Source organism: Halomonas sp. CSM-2, from assembly GCF_002119345.1.
Lineage (GTDB): Bacteria > Pseudomonadota > Gammaproteobacteria > Pseudomonadales > Halomonadaceae > Vreelandella > Vreelandella janggokensis.
The window spans coordinates 64,221-82,353 of sequence record NZ_NBYR01000010.1; the positions used below are offsets into that span (position 1 = coordinate 64,221).

General features: G+C 57.6%; 19 protein-coding genes. 16 read left to right on the top strand and 3 right to left on the bottom strand.

The window, feature by feature from the left end:
- The first annotated feature begins 108 nt into the window (after window positions 1-108).
- The 12 genes from B7L15_RS10245 (at window position 109) to B7L15_RS10300 (ending at window position 12,555) form a co-directional block, all read left to right on the top strand.
- Entirely contained in the window at window positions 109-1,074 is a 966-nt protein-coding gene (locus B7L15_RS10245; protein ID WP_085918883.1) for a sugar-binding transcriptional regulator, read from the top strand.
- A 182-nt stretch (window positions 1,075-1,256) separates the two neighbouring features.
- Window positions 1,257-2,576 carry an ABC transporter substrate-binding protein gene (locus B7L15_RS10250; protein ID WP_085918884.1) on the top strand — a complete coding sequence of 440 codons (1,320 nt, stop codon included), beginning with the start codon at window positions 1,257-1,259 and terminating at the stop codon, window positions 2,574-2,576.
- Between the two features lie 64 nt (window positions 2,577-2,640).
- A complete protein-coding gene (locus tag B7L15_RS10255) occupies window positions 2,641-3,531 on the top strand; it encodes a carbohydrate ABC transporter permease (protein WP_085918885.1) in 891 nt (296 codons plus the stop codon).
- A gap of 30 nt (window positions 3,532-3,561) precedes the next feature.
- A complete protein-coding gene (locus B7L15_RS10260; protein ID WP_085918886.1) occupies window positions 3,562-4,389 on the top strand; it encodes a carbohydrate ABC transporter permease in 828 nt (275 codons plus the stop codon).
- A 12-nt stretch (window positions 4,390-4,401) separates the two neighbouring features.
- Window positions 4,402-5,559 (top strand): ABC transporter ATP-binding protein, encoded by a 1,158-nt coding sequence (locus tag B7L15_RS10265; protein WP_085918887.1) that lies wholly within the window; start codon window positions 4,402-4,404, stop codon window positions 5,557-5,559.
- Window positions 5,556-6,254, top strand: coding sequence for an HAD family hydrolase (locus tag B7L15_RS10270; RefSeq protein WP_085918888.1), 699 nt, complete (start codon window positions 5,556-5,558; stop codon window positions 6,252-6,254). Before B7L15_RS10265 ends, B7L15_RS10270 begins: the two co-directional genes overlap by 4 nt.
- Window positions 6,238-7,023 carry an L-iditol 2-dehydrogenase gene (locus tag B7L15_RS10275; protein ID WP_085918889.1) on the top strand — a complete coding sequence of 262 codons (786 nt, stop codon included), beginning with the start codon at window positions 6,238-6,240 and terminating at the stop codon, window positions 7,021-7,023. The genes B7L15_RS10270 and B7L15_RS10275 overlap by 17 nt, the downstream gene beginning before the upstream one ends.
- A gap of 6 nt (window positions 7,024-7,029) precedes the next feature.
- The gene (locus B7L15_RS10280) at window positions 7,030-7,650 is read left to right on the top strand and encodes a nucleoside/nucleotide kinase family protein (protein ID WP_085918890.1); all 621 of its coding nucleotides are present in this window, start codon (window positions 7,030-7,032) and stop codon (window positions 7,648-7,650) included.
- Window positions 7,651-7,685: 35 nt separating this feature from the next.
- The gene (locus B7L15_RS10285) at window positions 7,686-9,173 is read left to right on the top strand and encodes a mannitol dehydrogenase family protein (protein ID WP_085918891.1); all 1,488 of its coding nucleotides are present in this window, start codon (window positions 7,686-7,688) and stop codon (window positions 9,171-9,173) included.
- Complete coding sequence (xylB, locus tag B7L15_RS10290) at window positions 9,173-10,681, top strand: xylulokinase (RefSeq protein ID WP_085918892.1); 1,509 nt, start codon at window positions 9,173-9,175, stop codon at window positions 10,679-10,681. Before B7L15_RS10285 ends, xylB begins: the two co-directional genes overlap by 1 nt.
- A gap of 12 nt (window positions 10,682-10,693) precedes the next feature.
- Window positions 10,694-11,647, top strand: a complete 954-nt coding sequence (gene tal, locus B7L15_RS10295) for a transaldolase (RefSeq protein WP_085918893.1) — start codon at window positions 10,694-10,696, stop codon at window positions 11,645-11,647.
- A gap of 68 nt (window positions 11,648-11,715) precedes the next feature.
- On the top strand, window positions 11,716-12,555 hold the full coding sequence (locus B7L15_RS10300; RefSeq protein ID WP_085918894.1) for a fructosamine kinase family protein: 840 nt from the start codon (window positions 11,716-11,718) through the stop codon (window positions 12,553-12,555).
- 3 nt (window positions 12,556-12,558) lie between these two features.
- Here the strand turns inward: B7L15_RS10300 and cynS are convergent, their stop codons facing one another.
- Window positions 12,559-12,999, bottom strand: a complete 441-nt coding sequence (cynS, locus tag B7L15_RS10305; RefSeq protein ID WP_085918895.1) for a cyanase — start codon at window positions 12,997-12,999, stop codon at window positions 12,559-12,561.
- Window positions 13,000-13,071: 72 nt separating this feature from the next.
- Window positions 13,072-13,884, bottom strand: coding sequence for a formate/nitrite transporter family protein (locus B7L15_RS10310; protein ID WP_085918896.1), 813 nt, complete (start codon window positions 13,882-13,884; stop codon window positions 13,072-13,074).
- Between the two features lie 609 nt (window positions 13,885-14,493).
- Between B7L15_RS10310 and B7L15_RS10315 the strand changes: the two genes are divergently transcribed.
- Window positions 14,494-15,258 (top strand): MipA/OmpV family protein, encoded by a 765-nt coding sequence (locus tag B7L15_RS10315; RefSeq protein ID WP_085918897.1) that lies wholly within the window; start codon window positions 14,494-14,496, stop codon window positions 15,256-15,258.
- On the opposite strand, the gene B7L15_RS10320 is transcribed toward B7L15_RS10315, so the two are convergent.
- Entirely contained in the window at window positions 15,255-15,935 is a 681-nt protein-coding gene (locus B7L15_RS10320) for an alpha/beta fold hydrolase (RefSeq protein ID WP_085918898.1), read from the bottom strand. The genes B7L15_RS10315 and B7L15_RS10320 overlap by 4 nt on opposite strands.
- A 101-nt stretch (window positions 15,936-16,036) precedes the next feature.
- Between B7L15_RS10320 and B7L15_RS10325 the strand changes: the two genes are divergently transcribed.
- The 3 genes from B7L15_RS10325 to B7L15_RS10335 all read left to right on the top strand — a co-directional run bounded on the left by B7L15_RS10325 (window position 16,037) and on the right by B7L15_RS10335 (window position 18,102).
- Window positions 16,037-16,999, top strand: a complete 963-nt coding sequence (locus tag B7L15_RS10325; protein WP_139839344.1) for an IS1595 family transposase — start codon at window positions 16,037-16,039, stop codon at window positions 16,997-16,999.
- 170 nt (window positions 17,000-17,169) lie between these two features.
- Complete coding sequence (locus B7L15_RS10330; protein ID WP_085918900.1) at window positions 17,170-17,463, top strand: LexA family protein; 294 nt, start codon at window positions 17,170-17,172, stop codon at window positions 17,461-17,463.
- 15 nt (window positions 17,464-17,478) lie between these two features.
- Complete coding sequence (locus tag B7L15_RS10335) at window positions 17,479-18,102, top strand: IMPACT family protein (RefSeq protein ID WP_085918901.1); 624 nt, start codon at window positions 17,479-17,481, stop codon at window positions 18,100-18,102.
- Window positions 18,103-18,133 lie beyond the last annotated feature (31 nt).

Here is an 18,133-nt window from a genome sequence, read left to right on the forward strand (position 1 = left end):
CACCATGATGTAGGGTTGCGCTATCGTCATATTAGCGAACAGGCGACTTCTGGTCTTCCCGTTGACTTTGTATGATGCAATTTAATCACCTGGGTAGCGAGCCAGCGAATGGATAAATTTGAGGTAAAAATAGATCAGGCGGCCAGAGCCGCCTGGATGTCCTACGTCGGCGGCATGACGCAGGATGACATTGCCACTCAATTGGGCGTCTCAAGGCCGGGAGTGCAGCGACTGTTGGCTCTCGCCCGGCAGGAAGGCCTGGTAAAGGTGCATATCGATCACCCGATTTCCACCTGCATGGCATTGGGCAGTGCACTGCGCGAGCGCTTTGGATTGGCTTACTGTGATGTGGTGCCCGCTGACAGCCATGCCCCTGAAAGTGCTGCTTACTATCTGGCAGTGGCCGGGGCGGAACGGCTTTCCCGGCTCGTTGAGCGTAGCGAACCGCTGACGTTGTCATTGGGCACCGGCCGCTCGGTACGCGCGGCGGTGGAGGCGCTGAGCCGCGTTGAGCGTCCTCAGCACCGTTTCGTCTCGCTGGTGGGCAATGTCGCTCGGGATGGCTCGGCGAACCGCTATGACGCGGTGATGGTGCTGGCCGATAAAACCGGTGGCGAACGCTTCTTGCTGCCCGCCCCGGTAGTGGCCGAGTCACTCGATGAGAAACAGGCCATGCTGTCGCAGCGCCTGTTCAAGGCGATTGCCGATGTGGCTAGAGAGTCCGAGGCGGCCTTTATTGGGGTGGGCCGTATCGATCGGCAGGCGACATTGTTTCAGGATCATTTTATCAGTGAAGATGAGCTTGATGAGTTGCTTGGCCTGGAGGCCGTCGGCGAATTGCTGGGCTGGCCGCTCAATCGTCAGGGGGAGGTGATCGACTGCTCGATTACCCGCCGGGTCACAAGCCTGCCCCTTGAACGCTTTGGCAAACACATGATGGTGGCCATGGCGGGCGGGCGTGACAAAGCCCCTGCCATTCATGCGGCTCTGAAGGGGGGCTGGTTGAAAGGCTTGATTACCGATGAGATAGCGGCTCGGCACATTGTCAATACGGAAGAATTGGGAGCCCTCTGAGATAGGTATGTGGCGGCGCAACATGCTGTTTTGCTGATTCATTAGCGTAAAGTCTAAGTGCCGGGGCTTTGCTTTTTTTTGGCTTTCGTACGATCATTTGATCGATAGTTGATCAATGAGATCAGATTGAGAGAAAACATCTGGCGAAAACAATGCCAACACAAAGCCAACAGGAGTGCCTTATGCAACTTGCACGTTACTTACCCCTTACCAGTCTGGCGGCGGCCATTGCCTTCGCTGGTCAGGCGCAGGCCGAAACCGAACTGACCGTTGCAACGGTGAACAACAACGACATGGTCATCATGCAAAGCCTCACCGATGCATTCGAGAAGGCGCATCCTGACATCACCCTGGATTGGGTGGTGTTGGAGGAAAACGTGCTGCGTCAGCGCATGACGACGGATATCGCCACCGGTGGTGGGCAGTTCGATGTGATGACCATTGGCACCTATGAAGTACCGATCTGGGCTGAACGCGGCTGGCTGTCACCGCTTGACAACCTGCCCGACGACTACAATGAAGACGACCTGTTGACCTCTGTCCGCGATGGTCTGAGTCATGACGACACGCTCCATGCGCTGCCGTTTTACGCCGAAAGCTCGATGATGTACTACCGCAAGGACCTGTTCGAGGAAGCGGGCATCGAGATGACCGATCAACCCACCTGGGAAGAGGTTCGCGAATGGGCCGGTAAGCTGCACGGTATGGAAGAAGACCTGGCCGGCATTTGCCTGCGTGGCAAGCCAGGCTGGGGCGAAAACATGGCCTTCGTATCCACCTTGGTCAACACCTTTGGCGGTCGCTGGTTTGACGAGGACTGGAATCCTGAGCTTAATTCCGACGCCTGGGTTGAGGCGGTTCAATTCTATGTTGACCTGCTTAACGATTACGGCCCACCCGGGGCAAGTTCCAACGGCTTTAATGAAAACCTGGCGCTGTTCTCGCGTGGTAATTGCGGTATGTGGGTCGATGCCACCTCCGCGGCTGGCAAACTCTACGACGGCGATGAGTCCGACGTGGCCGACAGCCTAGGCTTTGCACCTGCGCCGATTGCCGAAACGCCTAAAGGCTCGCACTGGTTGTGGTCCTGGGCGCTAGCCATCCCTGCGTCTTCTGAAAATCAGGACGCCGCGCGTGAGTTTATTACCTGGGCGACTTCGCAAGCGTATGTCGAACTTGTCGGTGAAACCGAAGGCTGGACCAGCGTACCTCCCGGCACGCGTGAATCCACCTACGCAGACGAGCGCTATATCGAAGCAGCCCCGTTTGCCGATTTCGTGCTGAAGGCGATTCAGGATGCTGATCCCACCGACTCGACGCTCGAACCCAATCCCTACATTGGCGTGCAGTTCGTCGGCATTCCGGAGTTCCAGTCGATTGGTACCCGAGTCGGCCAAAGCATCGCGGCGGCGCTAACCGGTGATAGCACGGTGGAAGAGGCGCTCGATACTGCCCAGCGCGCCACCGAGCGCACCATGCAGCGAGCAGGTTACTTAGACTAACGCGGTTAACGCCTGGGCCTTCGAGCCCAGGCGTTTTTCCTTGCGCCTTCTGGCAGGTACTTCCATGAATACGAAACGTACTTCCGGCCGCACCGTCGGCGGGCTGAGAACGCTGTCGCTTCAAGCACCCGCTGTCACGCTACTGCTGCTTTGGATGGTTGTGCCGTTGGGCATGACGATCTGGTTTTCGCTGCAGCGCTATAACCTGTTGATGCCGGAGATGACCGGCTTTGCCGGATTCGAGAACTATCAGTATCTACTGACCGATCCGTCGCTCTGGGCGGCGATGGGCAATACCCTGCTGTTGGTGGGGTGGGTACTGGTGATTACCGTGGTCGGCGGTACGCTGCTGGCCGTGCTGTTTCAGCAGGAGTTTGCCGGGCGGGGCATTGCCCGCGTGCTGGCGATTTCACCGTTTTTTGTCATGCCCACCGTCAGTGCTTTGGTGTGGAAAAACATGATGATGCACCCATCCAATGGGGTGCTGGCCTGGCTGGCTGAGTCGTTTGGCTTGCCCGCATTGGATTGGTTTTCATCGCTACCGCTGACCTCAATAGTGATTATTGTGGCCTGGCAGTGGACACCGTTCGCGCTACTGATCCTGCTGACGGCGATGCAGTCGCTGGACGAAGATCAGGTCGAAGCCGCCCGCATGGATGGCGCGGGGCCGGTCGCCATTTTCTTCTTTATCACGCTGCCGCACCTCAAGCGCGCCATCAGCGTGGTGGTCATGATCGAGATGATTTTTCTGCTGACCATCTTCGCGGAAATTTTTGTCACCACCTCCGGCGGGCCTGGGCTTGCCACGACCAACCTGGCCTATCTGATTTATATCCGTGCGCTATTGGATTTCGATGTCGGCACTGCCTCCGCCGGTGGGGTGATCGCGATCATTCTCGCCAATATCGTCGCTATCTTCCTGGTCCGCATGGTCGCCAAAAACCTGGAAGAGTAACCGGCACGTAAGTGTCCTGGGAGTGTTGTGATGACAAGCTTACGTTCCATTAACAGCAAAAAACTGCTGCTGACGGTCTTTGGCTGGTCGGTGGCCTTGGTGATTTTCTTCCCCATCCTGTGGATGGTTCTGACAGGCTTTAAAACCGAGACAGCGGCGATTGCCGACCCGTCGTTTATTTTTTCGCCTACCCTCGAGAGCTATCAAGCGGTTCAGGAGCGGTCGGGCTATGCACGCTTCGCGCTTAACAGCGTCGTGGTGGCCTTTGGCTCGACGCTACTGGCCTTATTGATCGCGATTCCTTCGGCATATTCGATGGCGTTTTTGCCGACCAAGCGTACCAAAGGCACCTTGCTGTGGATGCTATCCACCAAGATGCTGCCACCTGTTGGTGTACTGGTGCCGATTTATCTGATCTTCCGCGATGTTGGGCTGCTGGATACCCGCACCGGACTGATCATCATCTATACGCTGATGAACCTGCCGATTGTGGTGTGGATGCTTTACACCTTCTTCAAGGACATGCCCAAGGACATCCTCGAAGCTGGCCGCATGGACGGCGCCACGACGTTCCAGGAGGTGTTCTTTCTGCTTTTGCCGCTGACCCTGCCGGGCATCGCGTCGACAGGCTTGCTGTCGGTCATCCTGAGCTGGAATGAAGCGTTCTGGAGCCTCAATCTCACGTCGTCCAAAGCGGCGCCGCTGACCGCCTATATCGCCTCGTTTTCAAGCCCCGAGGGGCTGTTCTGGGCCAAGTTATCAGCGGCCTCCACGATAGCGATTGCGCCCATTCTAATCCTCGGCTGGATGACCCAGAAGCAAATGGTGCGCGGCCTGACCTTTGGTGCCGTCAAGTAAAGGAGTTTTCCTATGGCAACCCTACAACTCAACAATATTACCAAGCAGTTTGGCGACACCGAGGTCATCAAAGGGATTGATCTTGACGTTGAAGATCGTGAATTTGTGGTCTTTGTGGGTCCTTCAGGCTGCGGCAAATCCACTCTGATGCGCATGATTGCCGGGCTGGAAAGTGCCACAGGCGGCGATATCCTGATTGACGGTCAACGGATGAACGATGTGGGGCCCGCCGATCGCGGGCTTGCCATGGTCTTCCAGAGCTACGCGCTTTATCCCCATATGACGGTGGAAGGCAACATGGGCTTCAGCATGCGGCTGGCCGGTGTTTCCAAGGAGGAACGCCGGGCCAAGGTCCTGGAAGCGGCCAAGATTCTGCAGCTGGAACCGCTGCTGGACCGCAAACCCAAGGCACTGTCCGGCGGCCAGCGTCAGCGCGTGGCCATTGGCCGCGCCATCGTACGTAACCCGAGCATTTTTCTGTTCGATGAACCCCTCTCCAACCTGGATGCGGCGTTGCGTGTGCAGATGCGTATCGAGCTGGCGCGTCTGCACGACGAGCTCGACGCTACCATGATCTACGTCACCCACGACCAGATCGAAGCCATGACCATGGCGGACAAGATCGTTGTGCTGCGCGATGGGGTCGTCGAGCAGGTCGGCTCGCCGATGGCGCTGTATCACCATCCCCAAAACCGTTTTGTCGCCGGATTCATTGGCTCGCCGAAGATGAATTTTTTCGACGTGACGCTGCTTGGCGTCAAGCCCGACGGGGTAGGTATTCGAATGCCTGGCGGCGGCGAGCGCCATGTGCCGGTGGACGGTCAGCATCTGGGTGACGACGCGGCGCTGGAGCTGGGTATTCTGCCCGAGCATCTGGTGCTTGAAGAGCAGGGACCCTTGGTCGGGCAAATACAGGTGCTGGAACGTCTTGGCGGCCAAACCTCGCTCTATGTGCAGATGGCCGACCAGCTCGTCACCATCATGGCCGACGGCGATGTGGCCTACCGGGTTAACGATACGGTGCACTTTGGTTTTGCCCCGGAGCGGGCTCACCTGTTCGAGGCTGACGGCCAGGCCCTGCCGAGTTTGCAGCAGCACCCTCTGGCGGGCCTCACACGCGAGGACAATCGCGCCAACGGGGACAATACGTCTTCCGAGGCGTCGGTATGACGGCGCTTATTTTCGACTGTGACGGTGTTCTTGTCGATAGCGAAGCCTTGGCCGAAGGCACCCTGGCGGAACACCTTGGCCGCTGGCTGCCGGATATTGATGTTGAGCAATCGCTTGGACAGGCGTTAGGCATGACCACTGCTAACATTCTGCGTCATGCCGAGCAGTTAAGCGTCTATCCGTTACCCGCGAATGCGGCGGAGCGGGTCGATACCGCCATTGAGGCGAGGTTGGCACGTGAACTCATCGCGATCGACGGTGCTGAAGCTGCTGTGCGGGCGGTGACGCTACCCAAGGCGGTGGTTTCCAACAGCCGTCGCTGTCGAGTGCTGGCATCGCTTGCGGGTACCGGGCTGGATGCCGCCCTTGGCGATGTACCGATTTTTACCGCAGAACAGGTCGACCAACCGAAGCCAGACCCCGCGCTCTATCAACTGGCGGCCGAGACCCTGGGAGAGGCGCCCCATGACTGTCTGGTAGTGGAGGATAGTGTGGCCGGCGTGACGGCGGCCACCGCGGCAGGTATGTGGGTGATTGGCTTTGTGGGGGCCAGCCATGTCGATGATGGCCAATCGGAGCGGCTTCGTAAGGCGGGCGCCTGGCGCATCTTGCCGCACATGAAGGGGCTAAATGACCTGGTTAGCGAGTGGCAAGATCTTGCCCGCAATGGAGGTCGGCATGAAGCTAACCAGTAAGGTAGCCATCGTGACTGGTGGGGCGAAAGGTATCGGACTGGCGATCGCCGCGCGCTACCTCAGCGAAGGGGCCAGCGTGGTGGTCGCCGATATTGATACAGCGGCCGTCAATGACGCTGTTAATCTGCTACGCCAGGAAGCGGGTGAGGAACGGGTGCTGGGAATTGAGCTGGATGTCTGCGATACAGCGTCCATCGACGCCATGGTGGCAGAGGTTCGCGAGCGCATGGGGCGCATCGATATTCTGGTCAATAACGCGGCGGTATTTGATATGGCGCCTGTGCTTGAGGTCACGGAGGCGAGCTTTGATAAGCAATTCGCCGTTAATACCAAAGGCATGTTTTTCACCCTTCAGGCGGTGGCCAAAGCGATGGTGGACCAGGGGCAGGGTGGCAAGATCATCAATATGGCGTCCCAGGCGGGGCGCCGTGGTGAAGCACTGGTGAGCGTTTACTGCGCCAGTAAGGCGGCCGTGATCAGCCTTACCCAGTCCTGTGGGCTGGACTTGATCAAGCACAGCATCAACGTCAATGGCATTGCCCCCGGCGTGGTGGATACGCCGATGTGGGAAACCGTGGATGCGCTGTTCGCCCGCTATGAAAACCGTCCATTGGGCGAGAAAAAGCGCCTGGTCGGCGAGGCCGTACCGTTTGGCCGTATGGGGCTGCCGGAAGACCATACTGGTGCAGCGGTCTTCCTGGCCAGCCAGGACAGTGACTATATCGTCGCCCAGACGCTCAACGTCGATGGCGGCAATTGGATGAGCTGACTTGCCATGACCCCGGATATTGACCATATCAGCCGCCAGATTATCGATGCGGCAACCGGCATTCCTCGTTATATCGTCGCCCTGGCGGGTCCGCCCGGTGCCGGGAAGTCTTACCGCAGCGAGCAACTGTGTGCAGCGATTAACCAACAGTTGCCAGGGCAGGCTGGGGTGGTGCCGATGGATGGCTATCACTTCGACAATGCCGTGCTCGGTGAGGCGCAGCTGCCACTCAAGGGCGCGCCGCACACCTTCGACGTGGACGGTCTGCGTGTTGATCTGGAGCGACTTCGCCGCGCTGACCAGGCGGTCGCTGTCCCCGTGTTCGACCGCCCGCTGGATCTGGCTCGCGCCGGTGGGCGGCTCATCCGCCTTGAACAGCGCATCGTGATTGTCGAGGGCAACTATTTATTGCTCGACCGCCCGATATGGCGCGACCTGCAACCTTTGTTTGACTGGACGCTGATGCTTGATGTCGACGATGACGTCTTGGCGCAGCGCCTGGTGGCCCGCTGGTTAGCCATGGGCCAGGACCACGCAGGCGCCATTGAGCGCACGCACCAAAAAGACATGCTCAATGCTCAACTGGTGAAAACAGGCAGTTTTTCGCCCGATCAGTACTGGCGTTAGCACGTCATGTCCAACGAATAACCTGGAGAGCGACGATGACCCAACTCAATAATCACAATGTGGGCAAACTAGGCTCCCCCATTGCCACGCCTGACTATGATCGCAGCAGGATTACCCCGGGTATTGTTCACATTGGTGTGGGCGGCTTTCATCGCGCCCACCAGGCGATGTATCTGGATGCCCTGATGAACAGGGGCGAAGCGCTGGACTGGGGGATTGTCGGTGTGGGCGTAATGCCGGGTGATAAACGCATGCAACAGGCGCTGGCAGCGCAGGACCACCTTTATACGCTGGTCGTCAAACACCCGGATGGCCGCTATGAGCCGCGGGTAATCGGCAGCATGGTCAACTACCTGTTCGCGCCTGAGGCCGCCGAGGCGGTGATCGAACAGATGGCCGATCCACAGATTCGCATCGTGTCGTTGACAGTCACCGAAGGCGGTTACAACTTCCACCCGGTGACCGGCGAGTTCGATCTGGACAACCCCCAGATACGCGATGATCTGATGAATCCTACCCAACCCTCGTCCAGCTTTGGTCTGGTGGTGGAGGCGCTGGTACGCCGCCGCGAGCGGGGGATCGCCCCCTTTACGGTCATGTCCTGCGATAACATTCAGGGCAACGGCGATGTGGCGAAGCGCATGTTCAGCGCTTACGCCCGTGCCCGGGATAACGCGCTGGGGGAGTGGGTAGCCGACCAAGTGGCGTTTCCCAACGCCATGGTGGACCGTATTACCCCGGTGACCTCAGAGGCGGATATCAGCGAGCTTTCGCAGCATTTTGAGATTGACGATGCCTGGCCCGTGGTCTGTGAGCCTTTCACGCAGTGGGTGCTGGAAGACCATTTTCCGCTGGGGCGTCCGGCGCTGGACAAGGTGGGCGTACAGTTGGTTGACGACGTTGAGCCTTACGAGCTGATGAAACTGCGGCTGCTTAACGCGAGCCATCAGGCGCTGACCTACTTTGGCTATCTGGCCGGTTATCGCTACGCCCACGAAGTCTGCCAGGACCCGCTATTTGTCGACTTTTTGCTAGGCTACATGCGTGAAGAGGGCTCGCCCACGCTGGCGCCGGTGCCTGGCGTTGACCTGGAAGCCTATCGGCTGACGCTCATCGAGCGCTTTGCCAACCCCCAAATCAAGGACACACTGGCGCGCCTGTGCGCAGAAAGCTCTGACCGTATACCCAAGTGGCTGGTACCGGTGATTCGTCAGCAGTTGGCCGATGGCGGTGAGATCAAACGCAGCGCGGCGGTTGTAGCCAGTTGGGCGCGCTATGCTGAAGGGGTCGACGAACAGGGCGAACCGATCGAGATCGTCGATCGTCTGAAAGCGTCACTCATGCAGATTGCCGCCAATAATCGCACCCAGCCAACGGCGTTTGTTGAAAACCGTGAGGTGTTTGGTGACCTGGCAGACCAACCCCGTTTTCTGGCGGCCTACCTTGAGGCGCTGACATCGCTGCACGAACGCGGCGCACGCGCTACGCTTGAGGATCTGGTCTCGTCCATAGGAATTCAGTAATGTATATCGGAGTCGATTGCGGAACGCAAAGTACCAAAGTGGTGGTCGTGGATGTTGAGCAAGGCCTTATCCGCGGGGAGGCGAGCCGCCCCCACCATCTGGATGAAGGTGAAAATGGCCGCCGTGAGCAGGCCCCAAGCGAGTGGCTGACAGCGCTGAAAGGCGCTTTCTTCGAGGCGCTTGAGCGTGCTGAAGTCGATGCCAGCCAGGTGCGCGGTATCGGTGTCTCCGGCCAGCAGCATGGCATGGTGGCACTGGACGCCGAGGGCGAGCCGGTATATCCCGCCAAATTGTGGTGCGATACCGAAACCAGTACCCATAACAGCGACCTGATGGTGCGCCTTGGCGGAGAAACGGGCTGCCTGGAAAAGCTTGGCCTGGTGCTGCAAACCGGCTATACCGCCTCCAAGGTGGCGTGGTTGCGCGACCATCATCCTGCCGCTTATCAGCGTATCGATAGTCTGTTGTTGCCTCACGATTACCTGAATTTCTGGCTCACCGGCAACCGCGTGACCGAGGCAGGCGATGCCTCCGGGACTGGCTACTTCGACACGCTAAGGCGCCGCTGGCGGCTGGATGTGTTTGCCGAGATAGCCCCTGAGCTGGATGCCAAGCGCGTGCTTCCCCGGTTGCTTGAGGCGCATGAACCCGCTGGTGTTGTGCAAAGTGCCGTAGCCGCCGAATTGGGCTTGGCGGATGATGTCGTGGTGTCTTCAGGCGGCGGGGATAACATGCTTGGCGCGATTGGTACCGGCAATATAACCCCGGGGCTGATTACGTTAAGCTTGGGAACATCAGGCACGGTGTGTGCATACTCACCGGCCCCTGTGGTTTGCGATAATGCCATGGTCGCCAATTTCTGTTCGAGCACCGGCGGGTGGTTGCCGCTGATCTGCACCATGAACGTGACCTCTGCCACTACCCGTGTGCGCGAGCTGTTCGGTTTGGACCTGGCTGCGTTTGGCGAGCGGGTGGCCAGTGCCCCGGTTGGCGCCGAAGGGGTGACGGTGCTGCCGTTTTTCAACGGTGAACGGGTTCCCATGTTGCCGGAGGCGTCCGCGGACTTCCTGGGCTTGACCAGTCTGAATACCACCCAGGCCAACCTGTGCCGTGCGGTGATGGAAGGGGCAACCTTTGCACTGCGGTATGGGTTGGAACTGCTCGGAGACTTAACCGCGGGGGCCAGCCAGATTCGCCTGATTGGCGGCGGCGCCAAGAGCCCGGTATGGCGGCAGATGGTGGCGGATATCACCAATACGCAGGTGATCTGCCCGGAAATCACCGATGCCGCGGCGCTGGGTGCCGCCCTGCAGGCCGCTTGGTGTGACCAGCGGGAAGATGGGGTTACCCTGGAAGCGTTGTGTGAACGGCTGGTAACGCTGGATGCTGAATCGCAGGCAGATCCTGACCCCATACAAGTGGCGGCTTACCAAACAGCCTATGCGCGTTATTGTCGTGCGCTCGAGCAACGCCACGGCAGCACTCATTCATTGAAGGCACCCGGTTAATAAGGAGCATTTATGTTGGATCAACTACAGCAATTAAAACAACACTCACTGGTGGTGGCCGATACCGGTGATCTGGAGGCGATTCGTCGTTACCAGCCGCAAGACGCCACCACCAATCCGTCGCTGTTGCTCAAAGCGTTTAGTTTGCCGGGCTACCAGGCGATGATCGATGAGGAGTTGAGCCAGGTTAAGGCGTCCGGTGGTGCTCGCGAGCAGCAGGTCACCCACGCGGTAGACCGTTTGGCGGTTGCCGTGGGTAGTGAAGTCGCCGCGGTGGTACCGGGGCGTGTTTCCACCGAAGTGGCGGCCCGACTGTCGTTTGACACCCAGGCGAGCATCGCCAAGGCTCACGAGCTGATCGAGCTTTATGAAGCCCGAGGCGTTAGCCGCGACCGTGTGCTGATCAAGCTGGCGTCTACCTGGGAGGGCATTCGCGCCGCCGAAGTGCTCGAGCGAGAGGGCATTCAGTGCAACCTGACGCTGCTGTTCAGCGATGCCCAGGCCCAGGCCTGCCTTGATGCGGGCGTGTTTCTTATCTCGCCCTTCGTGGGGCGCGTGACCGACTGGTACAAGAACGCCACCGGCAATGACTACACACCAGAAAACGACCCGGGTGTTCTGTTCGTGCGTGGTGTTTGTGAACGCGCTAATCAGGGCGGCTACGATACCGTCGTGATGGGTGCCAGCTTCCGCACCACCGGCCAGGTGCTGGCGTTGGCGGGCTGCCCACGGTTGACCATCTCCCCGGCATTGCTTGAAGAGCTGGCCTCGGCAGAAGGTGAAGTGACGCCCCGGATTGCGGCACATACCGGCAACGGTCAGCCGTTACCGGCTTTGAGTGAAGCTGATTTCCGCTGGGGTCACAATCAGGATGCGATGGCCAACGACAAGCTGGCGGAAGGTATCCGTCGTTTCCACGATGACCAGCTTGAACTGGAAAAGCTCATTCATCAGCGGCTCGGGTGAGTCGACGTCGCCGACAGTCGGCAGTCGGCAGTCATAATAGACAGACATTCAGCGCACAGGAGCATGCAATGGACTCGGCCCTAGACGCGTTACTGGAAACACTCGACCTTACCCCCAAGGGCGCATTAACGCCGCTTGGCGGTGGCGATATTGCGGCCGTCTATCAGCTTGATACCGAACAGGGCAGCGTCGTCGTCAAACATGACGACGCGCAGCGGCTGCGCGGTGAAGCCGAGGCACTGCGGGCGTTAAAGGGAGCGTGTTCCATCTTGATTGTCCCTCAGGTGCTGGGCCTTTCCGACAGCTGGCTGGTAATGGAGACGCTTGAAGCATCCGGCCGACGCGATAGTTCAGCGCTGGGTGAAGGCCTCAAAGAGCTTCACGCAAGCGTCGGTGAGCAACATGGCTGGCACTGGGATAACGCCTGTGGCAGCACCCCTCAGCCCAATGCACCGTTGGACGATGGGCGTGTTTTTCAGCGCGAGCGGCGGCTGTTGCCTCTCGGCGACGCCTGCTATCAGCGCGGTTTGCTCGATAAAAAGCTTTATGAGCGCATCGCCCGTCAGGCACATGAGTTGGAAGATTGGCTGCCCGACAGGCCCGCGAGCCTGGTGCACGGCGATCTGTGGTCGGGCAATGTGATGTTCACGCCGCGTGGCCCCGCCATTATCGACCCGGCGATATATCGTCACTACCCGGAAGTCGATATTGCCATGTTGACCCTATTTGGCTCTCTGGATGAACGCTTTTTCGAGGCCTACTGGAACGGCGACGCCCCGGCCGATTGGCCGAGGCGTGAAGCGTTATTTCAACTCTACCCGCTGCTTAATCATTTGCTGCTCTTTGGGGCGAGCTATCGCAGCGGCGTTGAACGCAGCATTACCGCGCTCGAGGCGTACCAGAAGTAGGCGTTACCAGGACTTATAAGGTAAAAACTTGCCATTCAGGGTAAGCAGAACACGGTCGCCTTTGGGATCTTCCACCTTATCGACGTCCATGGTGAAATCGATAGCACTCATGATGCCGTCGCCAAACTGCTCCTGCACCACATCCTTGAGTGTCTCGCCATATACGCCGACAACTTCATAGAGCCGATAAATGAAGGGGTCCTGTGGGATGGCTTCATCCCACACCTTGGTCGGGAATGTCACCAGGGCATCGGCAACGTCGCTCTCGACATCCAGCGTGTTGCAGATCTTTTGGGCGATATCGGGGCTGGCGCTGTTCATGCCATAGCAAGCTGACGCTACCCACACAGGCGACATCCCGAAAGCGGTGGCGATATCATCCCAGCTCATTTTCTTGCGCGCTTTGGCGGCAAGCAGGGTGTGGCGCATTTCAAGTTTATCCATGAGAGTTCTCCCGTGTGGTAAAGGGCGCATGGCGCCCTGTTTTGTTAGCTGTTTTAAGACAATGGATCTCGATCAAGATAAATTTTTCTTGGGCTGGGTACGCACGTGGGTGGTGTAAAGAACCAGACCGACCAATGTCAGACCACCGACCAAGTTACCCAGAACCGTGGGGATTTCATTCCACATGATGTATTGATACAGCGTAAATTCAGCGCCCATCATCAGGCCAATCGGGAAGAGGAACATGTTGACCACGGAATGCTCGAAGCCAAGATAGAAGAACACAATGATCGGCATCCACATGGCCATGATCTTGCCGGATACCGTTGTCGAGATGGCGGCACCCACAACCCCCATGGAAACCATCCAGTTGCAGAACATGCCCCTCAGGAAAAGCACAATCCAACCGGCTAGGCCAGCATCCTGGTAACCCACAGTACGGCTTTCACCGACAGACATCATGGTCTGGCCGACGGCGTTGATTTCCTCAGTGCCGCCCATGGTGAAGTTCATATAGCCAAACGTGGCAATGAACAAGGCGCCCCCCAGGTTACCAAGTCCTACCAGCCCCCAGCACCTGAGCATCCGTGGCAGGGTGACCCCGGGTCGTTTATCGAGCCAGGCGATTGGAACCAGCGTGAAAACCCCGGTGAGCAGGTCATAACCCATCAAGTAGAGCATGACAAAGCCCACGGGAAAGAGCAGCGCTCCAATCAGGAAATTACCTGTTTGGGTGGCGATAGTAATGGCGAAAATAACCGCCAACGCCAGGGTGGCCCCCGCCATGAAGGCGCGAATAAGCGTATCCCGGGTGCCCATATAGACTTTCGCTTCACCCTGGTCTACCAGCTTGGTAACAAACTCACTTGGCATTAGATATGACATGAATAGGTTTTCCTGTGTCATTTTCGGTTGATTAACGCCGCGCCTGAATGTCCAGTGTTAGTCCTTTAGTCTTTAGCCCTTTGCGTTAGCTTTTTGAGTTAGCTCTTCGATTGGATCTGGGTATTGCAGGCGCTGAGCTCGTTGTCAGGGTGCTGCATTTGGCATGCCAATTTATTAACTGGAGGGCTGAGAAAATCGTAAAATCGATTTATTTCATTGATTTATTTTTTTTAAGGTCGAATTTATATTTTCCAGTGGTGTGGTGAGAATCAGCCATCGCAAGGCTTGCTCGGTGAGGGCTGCACCACTGAGGGGCACGCTTGTGGGCTGTGCACGATCTTGTTGCAAGAAGGCCGTTCTGTCGTTGATTGTCTCGGTGGTAGCGTTGATTCGGTGGGAGAAGTTAAATTGACGGAAATGAAGGCGAATGCTAGCTTACATACATAAATGTATGTTAGGCGTGGCTCCTGCGCCACGCTGATCGTCAATTCATTTGCAGCTGGCCATTCCTGGTCAGGATTTGTCGCTGATTGCTTACGTCAAGGAAGACGGCCTTTGGTTGGTTAAGGCATTGCTTCCAAACCTAAATGATAACAGTGGGTTTTAACCATGAGATCGAGACTATCTGCCCTATCATATTTTACGCTATCCACGTTGCTGATGGTTGCATCGGGTAGCGCTTTGGCCCAGTGGGAAGGCAGCGTTGGCGCCGGTGTATTTAGCGTTCCCGACTATCTGGGTAGCGACAAAAATGAAACGCGTGGCTGGCCAAGTGCCAGCGTTACCTATGGTGATACCTTTTATGCCAGTGTCCGTGATGGTATTGGCTGGAATTTACTTCGCCAGGGAAACTGGAAGGTTTCACCGTTCATCACCTACCTGCCGGGGCGTGATAACGATGGCGAGCTAAGCGGCCTTGACGAGGTAGACGATGGTGCAGCGGCGGGCGTACGTGTCCGCTATTCAAACGGCCCGTGGGGGCTGGAAGCCGCGACGAAAGCTCCTCTAGGCGGCGATGTAGACGGCTATGAAGCTGACCTGAAAGTCAACTGGCGCACCATGCTGTCTCAGCAAATGGCGTTTTCGATTGGTCCTGAGTTGACCTACTCAAGCGATGACTGGACTCGCGACATGTTCGGCATTTCGCCAGCAGAAAGTGCGCGCTCAGGGCTAGCCATCTACCGCCCGAACGATGGCTATGTCCGTTACGGGCTGAACAGCCGCCTGAGCTATTACCTGACCCGCGATTGGTCGGTAACGGGGTTACTCGGCGTGACGCGGTTAACAGGCGATGCCGCGGACAGCCCGATCGTGGATGACGTGGGTGACAAGACCCAAGTGATGGGTGGTGCGCTGATCAACTATCATTTTTAGCCGCGAGGGTGGATCAGACGTTGCCACCAACGACTGATCCGCTGCCCCGGGGTAGCTGTCTGGGGAGAGGCAATGTCGCCATAGCGGCTCAGAAAGCGCTTGAGGGGAGCCACCTGCTGATCATTGTTGAGCATAGGGGCATGGCCACATCCCGGCGCCTCAAGCGTTTCCATATGCGGCTGGTCGACCTGCATGCGTTCTACACTCCCGGCACGAAGTAGCGTGGAATGTTCACCCCGAATAACCATTAGCGGGCAGCGGATTTGCTGCCAGTCGCGCCATGTGTCGCGGGGCGTATCGTGAACAAACTGCTCGCTTATGCGGGGATCGTAATGAAAGCTCCAACTGCCATCAGGCAGCCGGCGGGCACTGCTTAGTGCCATCTGCTGCCACTCAAAGCGGCTGAGGTCACCAAACCCCTGGTAATGTTGCTCAAGTGCCTGTTGTAGCTCACTGAGCGTCAAAAAACGTTTGAGCACGCTAAAGTAGGTTGCCATTTCGGCCAGCGTCTGGCTGTCCAGCTCGGGGCCTACGTCATTGAGAACCAGGCAGCGAATTCGCTGCGCGGTGTTTTCATCAGCGGCCAGCAGCATGCCGAGCAAACCGCCCATCGACGTGCCGACCCAGTTAGCGCTCTCAATGTGGAAATGGTCGAGTACCGCCAACGCGATCGTCACATAGTGGCTGTATAAGTAAGGCTATGTTGGTATCTGCTGTTGGCGTGCTTCAAAAATACTGTATAAACTACTGTATATGCAGTTTGCCTCTGGAGCACACCATGAAGCAAGCAGACCTCATAGCCCTTGAGCAGACCCTGGCTTCTCTCCCTGTTGATCTCAAAAAATACCTTGCAGATCAGCTACTTGGTCAAATAAGCTCCCAAGCGGACACCCTGCTCGAAACCGTCAGACCTCACCTTCCATGCCCGCACTGTGGCAGTGAACACCCTGCCAAGTGGGGACGCAGCGGTGGCCTACAGCGATATCGGTGCCGGAATCCCGATTGTCACAAGACGTTCAACGCCCTGACAGGCACGCCTCTGGCCAAACTGCAGCACCGCGACAAATGGTTCGACTACCTACGTTGCATGCGAGACAGCCTGACGTTACGCGTCTCGGCGGCCCGAGTAGGCATCGATTTGAAAACGGCTTTCCACTGGCGACATCGCTTCCTGAAAAGGAGTGCTCAAGACAACGCCAACCCACTATCCGGCATCATCGAGGTAGACGAAACCGTCTTCCTAGAGTCCTGCAAAGGGAAGCGCAAGATCACTCACCGCAGACCTCGAAAGCGCGGCGGGCAAGGCAGTATGAAGAAAAAAGAACAAAAGATTCAAGTGCTTATTGCGAGAGACCGAAACGGAAAGATCAGTGATTTGGTGGAACCGGCGCTCCAGAAATCCACTGTTCATGAATTCCTTTTACCGATCATCGACCGTGACTCGATTTTATGTTCGGACGGGCACAGCTGGTATAGGACTTTCTCTGCCGACCACGGCATTGCTCATCATCGACTGATCACACTCGATAATCAGCGAGTGCTCGGCAAGGAATACCACATTCAGAACGTCAATAGCTATATGAGCCGATTGAAGGGCTGGATGGCGCGCTTTCATGGGGTGGGGACCGCGTACTTACCCAATTACCTGGCATGGCGGCGGCTGTTTGAAACCGCGAAGCCAGCAGAGGAGGCGTGGTTTCGCGCAGCGATAGGCGCAGACCAACAACAGATACCAACATAGCCATGAAAGAACATGTAAAAACCTAACAACCGTATCGTGTCTACCGATAGATCTTGCCTAGGGACCGGGCGCTGATTTGGAGAAAGCCGATGAACATGTCGATGAACGCCGCAATACCGACGACTCGCCCAACGCCACCCCCCTATTCAATCCCGTCGGCAGCAGCGCGAATGACTCGCCGTAACACCTATACGCTGAAGGTACGCGGCAACCGGATGGCCGATTGCAACCTGTTCGATGGCGACGTCATCGTGATTCGGCGCTATCAGGACGACAGTCAGGGCGAGACGGTTATCGCCGAAATCAATCAGCAAAGCCTCGCCCTCAAGCAGCTATCCATCAGCCGGGCGGGCGTACGCCTGTGGCTGGATGATGCCCGGCACCCCGAAGTGTTTTTGCATAATCGCGATATTCAGGTACTTGGCATGTTCATGGGAATTGAGCATCATCCCGTGACACACTAAATTGCCGGGATAATCATGCGCTATCGCGTCCCCCAACTGCCGCCAGGCACTTGGCATATTGACGAGATCGAGGTTGAGAAGAGCCGTTTCATTGCCTGGATAGCCCATACCCCTGAGCTTGACGCCGTGGAAGCATTGGCAAAGGCCGCCAAACAGGCACACCCCAGTGCGAGCCACCACTGCCTGGCCTACATTGCCGGCGCCCCGGGCGAGCAACAGCAGATTGGCTTTTCCGATGACGGCGAGCCCGGCGGCACCGCCGGTCGGCCCATGTTTCACTCGCTGCAAGGTAGTCAGCTAGGCGAAATCGGCTGCGTGGTCATCCGCTACTTTGGCGGTACCAAATTGGGTACCGGCGGGCTGGCCCGGGCGTATGCCCAAGCGGTAAACAAGGCACTCGACACTCTTGGCACCCGGGAAATCATCCAACGCATTCACTACCGGGTGCGCTTTTCCTTCGCCGACGAATCCGTTGCCCGCGGGTGGTGCGACGAACAGGCCATTCCCGTGGTCAACGCCGAGTATGACGGAAAGGGAGTGGCGCTCACCATCGGCTGGCCGAGTGATTGCGAGCTTGACTTAACACCTCTGGAAAGCCGCCTGAAGCAGTCCATTACCACGCAGGTCATCAACGACTAAGCAAAAAAACGGCCGCCCTCAAGGGTGCGGC

Coding starts and splice junctions, on each gene's coding strand:
- B7L15_RS10245 (WP_085918883.1), top strand. CDS start 109: ATGGATAAATTTGAGGTAAAAATAGATCAGGCGGCCAGAGCCGCCTGG.
- B7L15_RS10250 (WP_085918884.1), top strand. CDS start 1,257: ATGCAACTTGCACGTTACTTACCCCTTACCAGTCTGGCGGCGGCCATT.
- B7L15_RS10255 (WP_085918885.1), top strand. CDS start 2,641: ATGAATACGAAACGTACTTCCGGCCGCACCGTCGGCGGGCTGAGAACG.
- B7L15_RS10260 (WP_085918886.1), top strand. CDS start 3,562: ATGACAAGCTTACGTTCCATTAACAGCAAAAAACTGCTGCTGACGGTC.
- B7L15_RS10265 (WP_085918887.1), top strand. CDS start 4,402: ATGGCAACCCTACAACTCAACAATATTACCAAGCAGTTTGGCGACACC.
- B7L15_RS10270 (WP_085918888.1), top strand. CDS start 5,556: ATGACGGCGCTTATTTTCGACTGTGACGGTGTTCTTGTCGATAGCGAA.
- B7L15_RS10275 (WP_085918889.1), top strand. CDS start 6,238: ATGAAGCTAACCAGTAAGGTAGCCATCGTGACTGGTGGGGCGAAAGGT.
- B7L15_RS10280 (WP_085918890.1), top strand. CDS start 7,030: ATGACCCCGGATATTGACCATATCAGCCGCCAGATTATCGATGCGGCA.
- B7L15_RS10285 (WP_085918891.1), top strand. CDS start 7,686: ATGACCCAACTCAATAATCACAATGTGGGCAAACTAGGCTCCCCCATT.
- xylB (WP_085918892.1), top strand. CDS start 9,173: ATGTATATCGGAGTCGATTGCGGAACGCAAAGTACCAAAGTGGTGGTC.
- tal (WP_085918893.1), top strand. CDS start 10,694: ATGTTGGATCAACTACAGCAATTAAAACAACACTCACTGGTGGTGGCC.
- B7L15_RS10300 (WP_085918894.1), top strand. CDS start 11,716: ATGGACTCGGCCCTAGACGCGTTACTGGAAACACTCGACCTTACCCCC.
- cynS (WP_085918895.1), bottom strand. CDS start 12,999: ATGGATAAACTTGAAATGCGCCACACCCTGCTTGCCGCCAAAGCGCGC.
- B7L15_RS10310 (WP_085918896.1), bottom strand. CDS start 13,884: ATGTCATATCTAATGCCAAGTGAGTTTGTTACCAAGCTGGTAGACCAG.
- B7L15_RS10315 (WP_085918897.1), top strand. CDS start 14,494: ATGAGATCGAGACTATCTGCCCTATCATATTTTACGCTATCCACGTTG.
- B7L15_RS10325 (WP_139839344.1), top strand. CDS start 16,037: ATGAAGCAAGCAGACCTCATAGCCCTTGAGCAGACCCTGGCTTCTCTC.
- B7L15_RS10330 (WP_085918900.1), top strand. CDS start 17,170: ATGACTCGCCGTAACACCTATACGCTGAAGGTACGCGGCAACCGGATG.
- B7L15_RS10335 (WP_085918901.1), top strand. CDS start 17,479: ATGCGCTATCGCGTCCCCCAACTGCCGCCAGGCACTTGGCATATTGAC.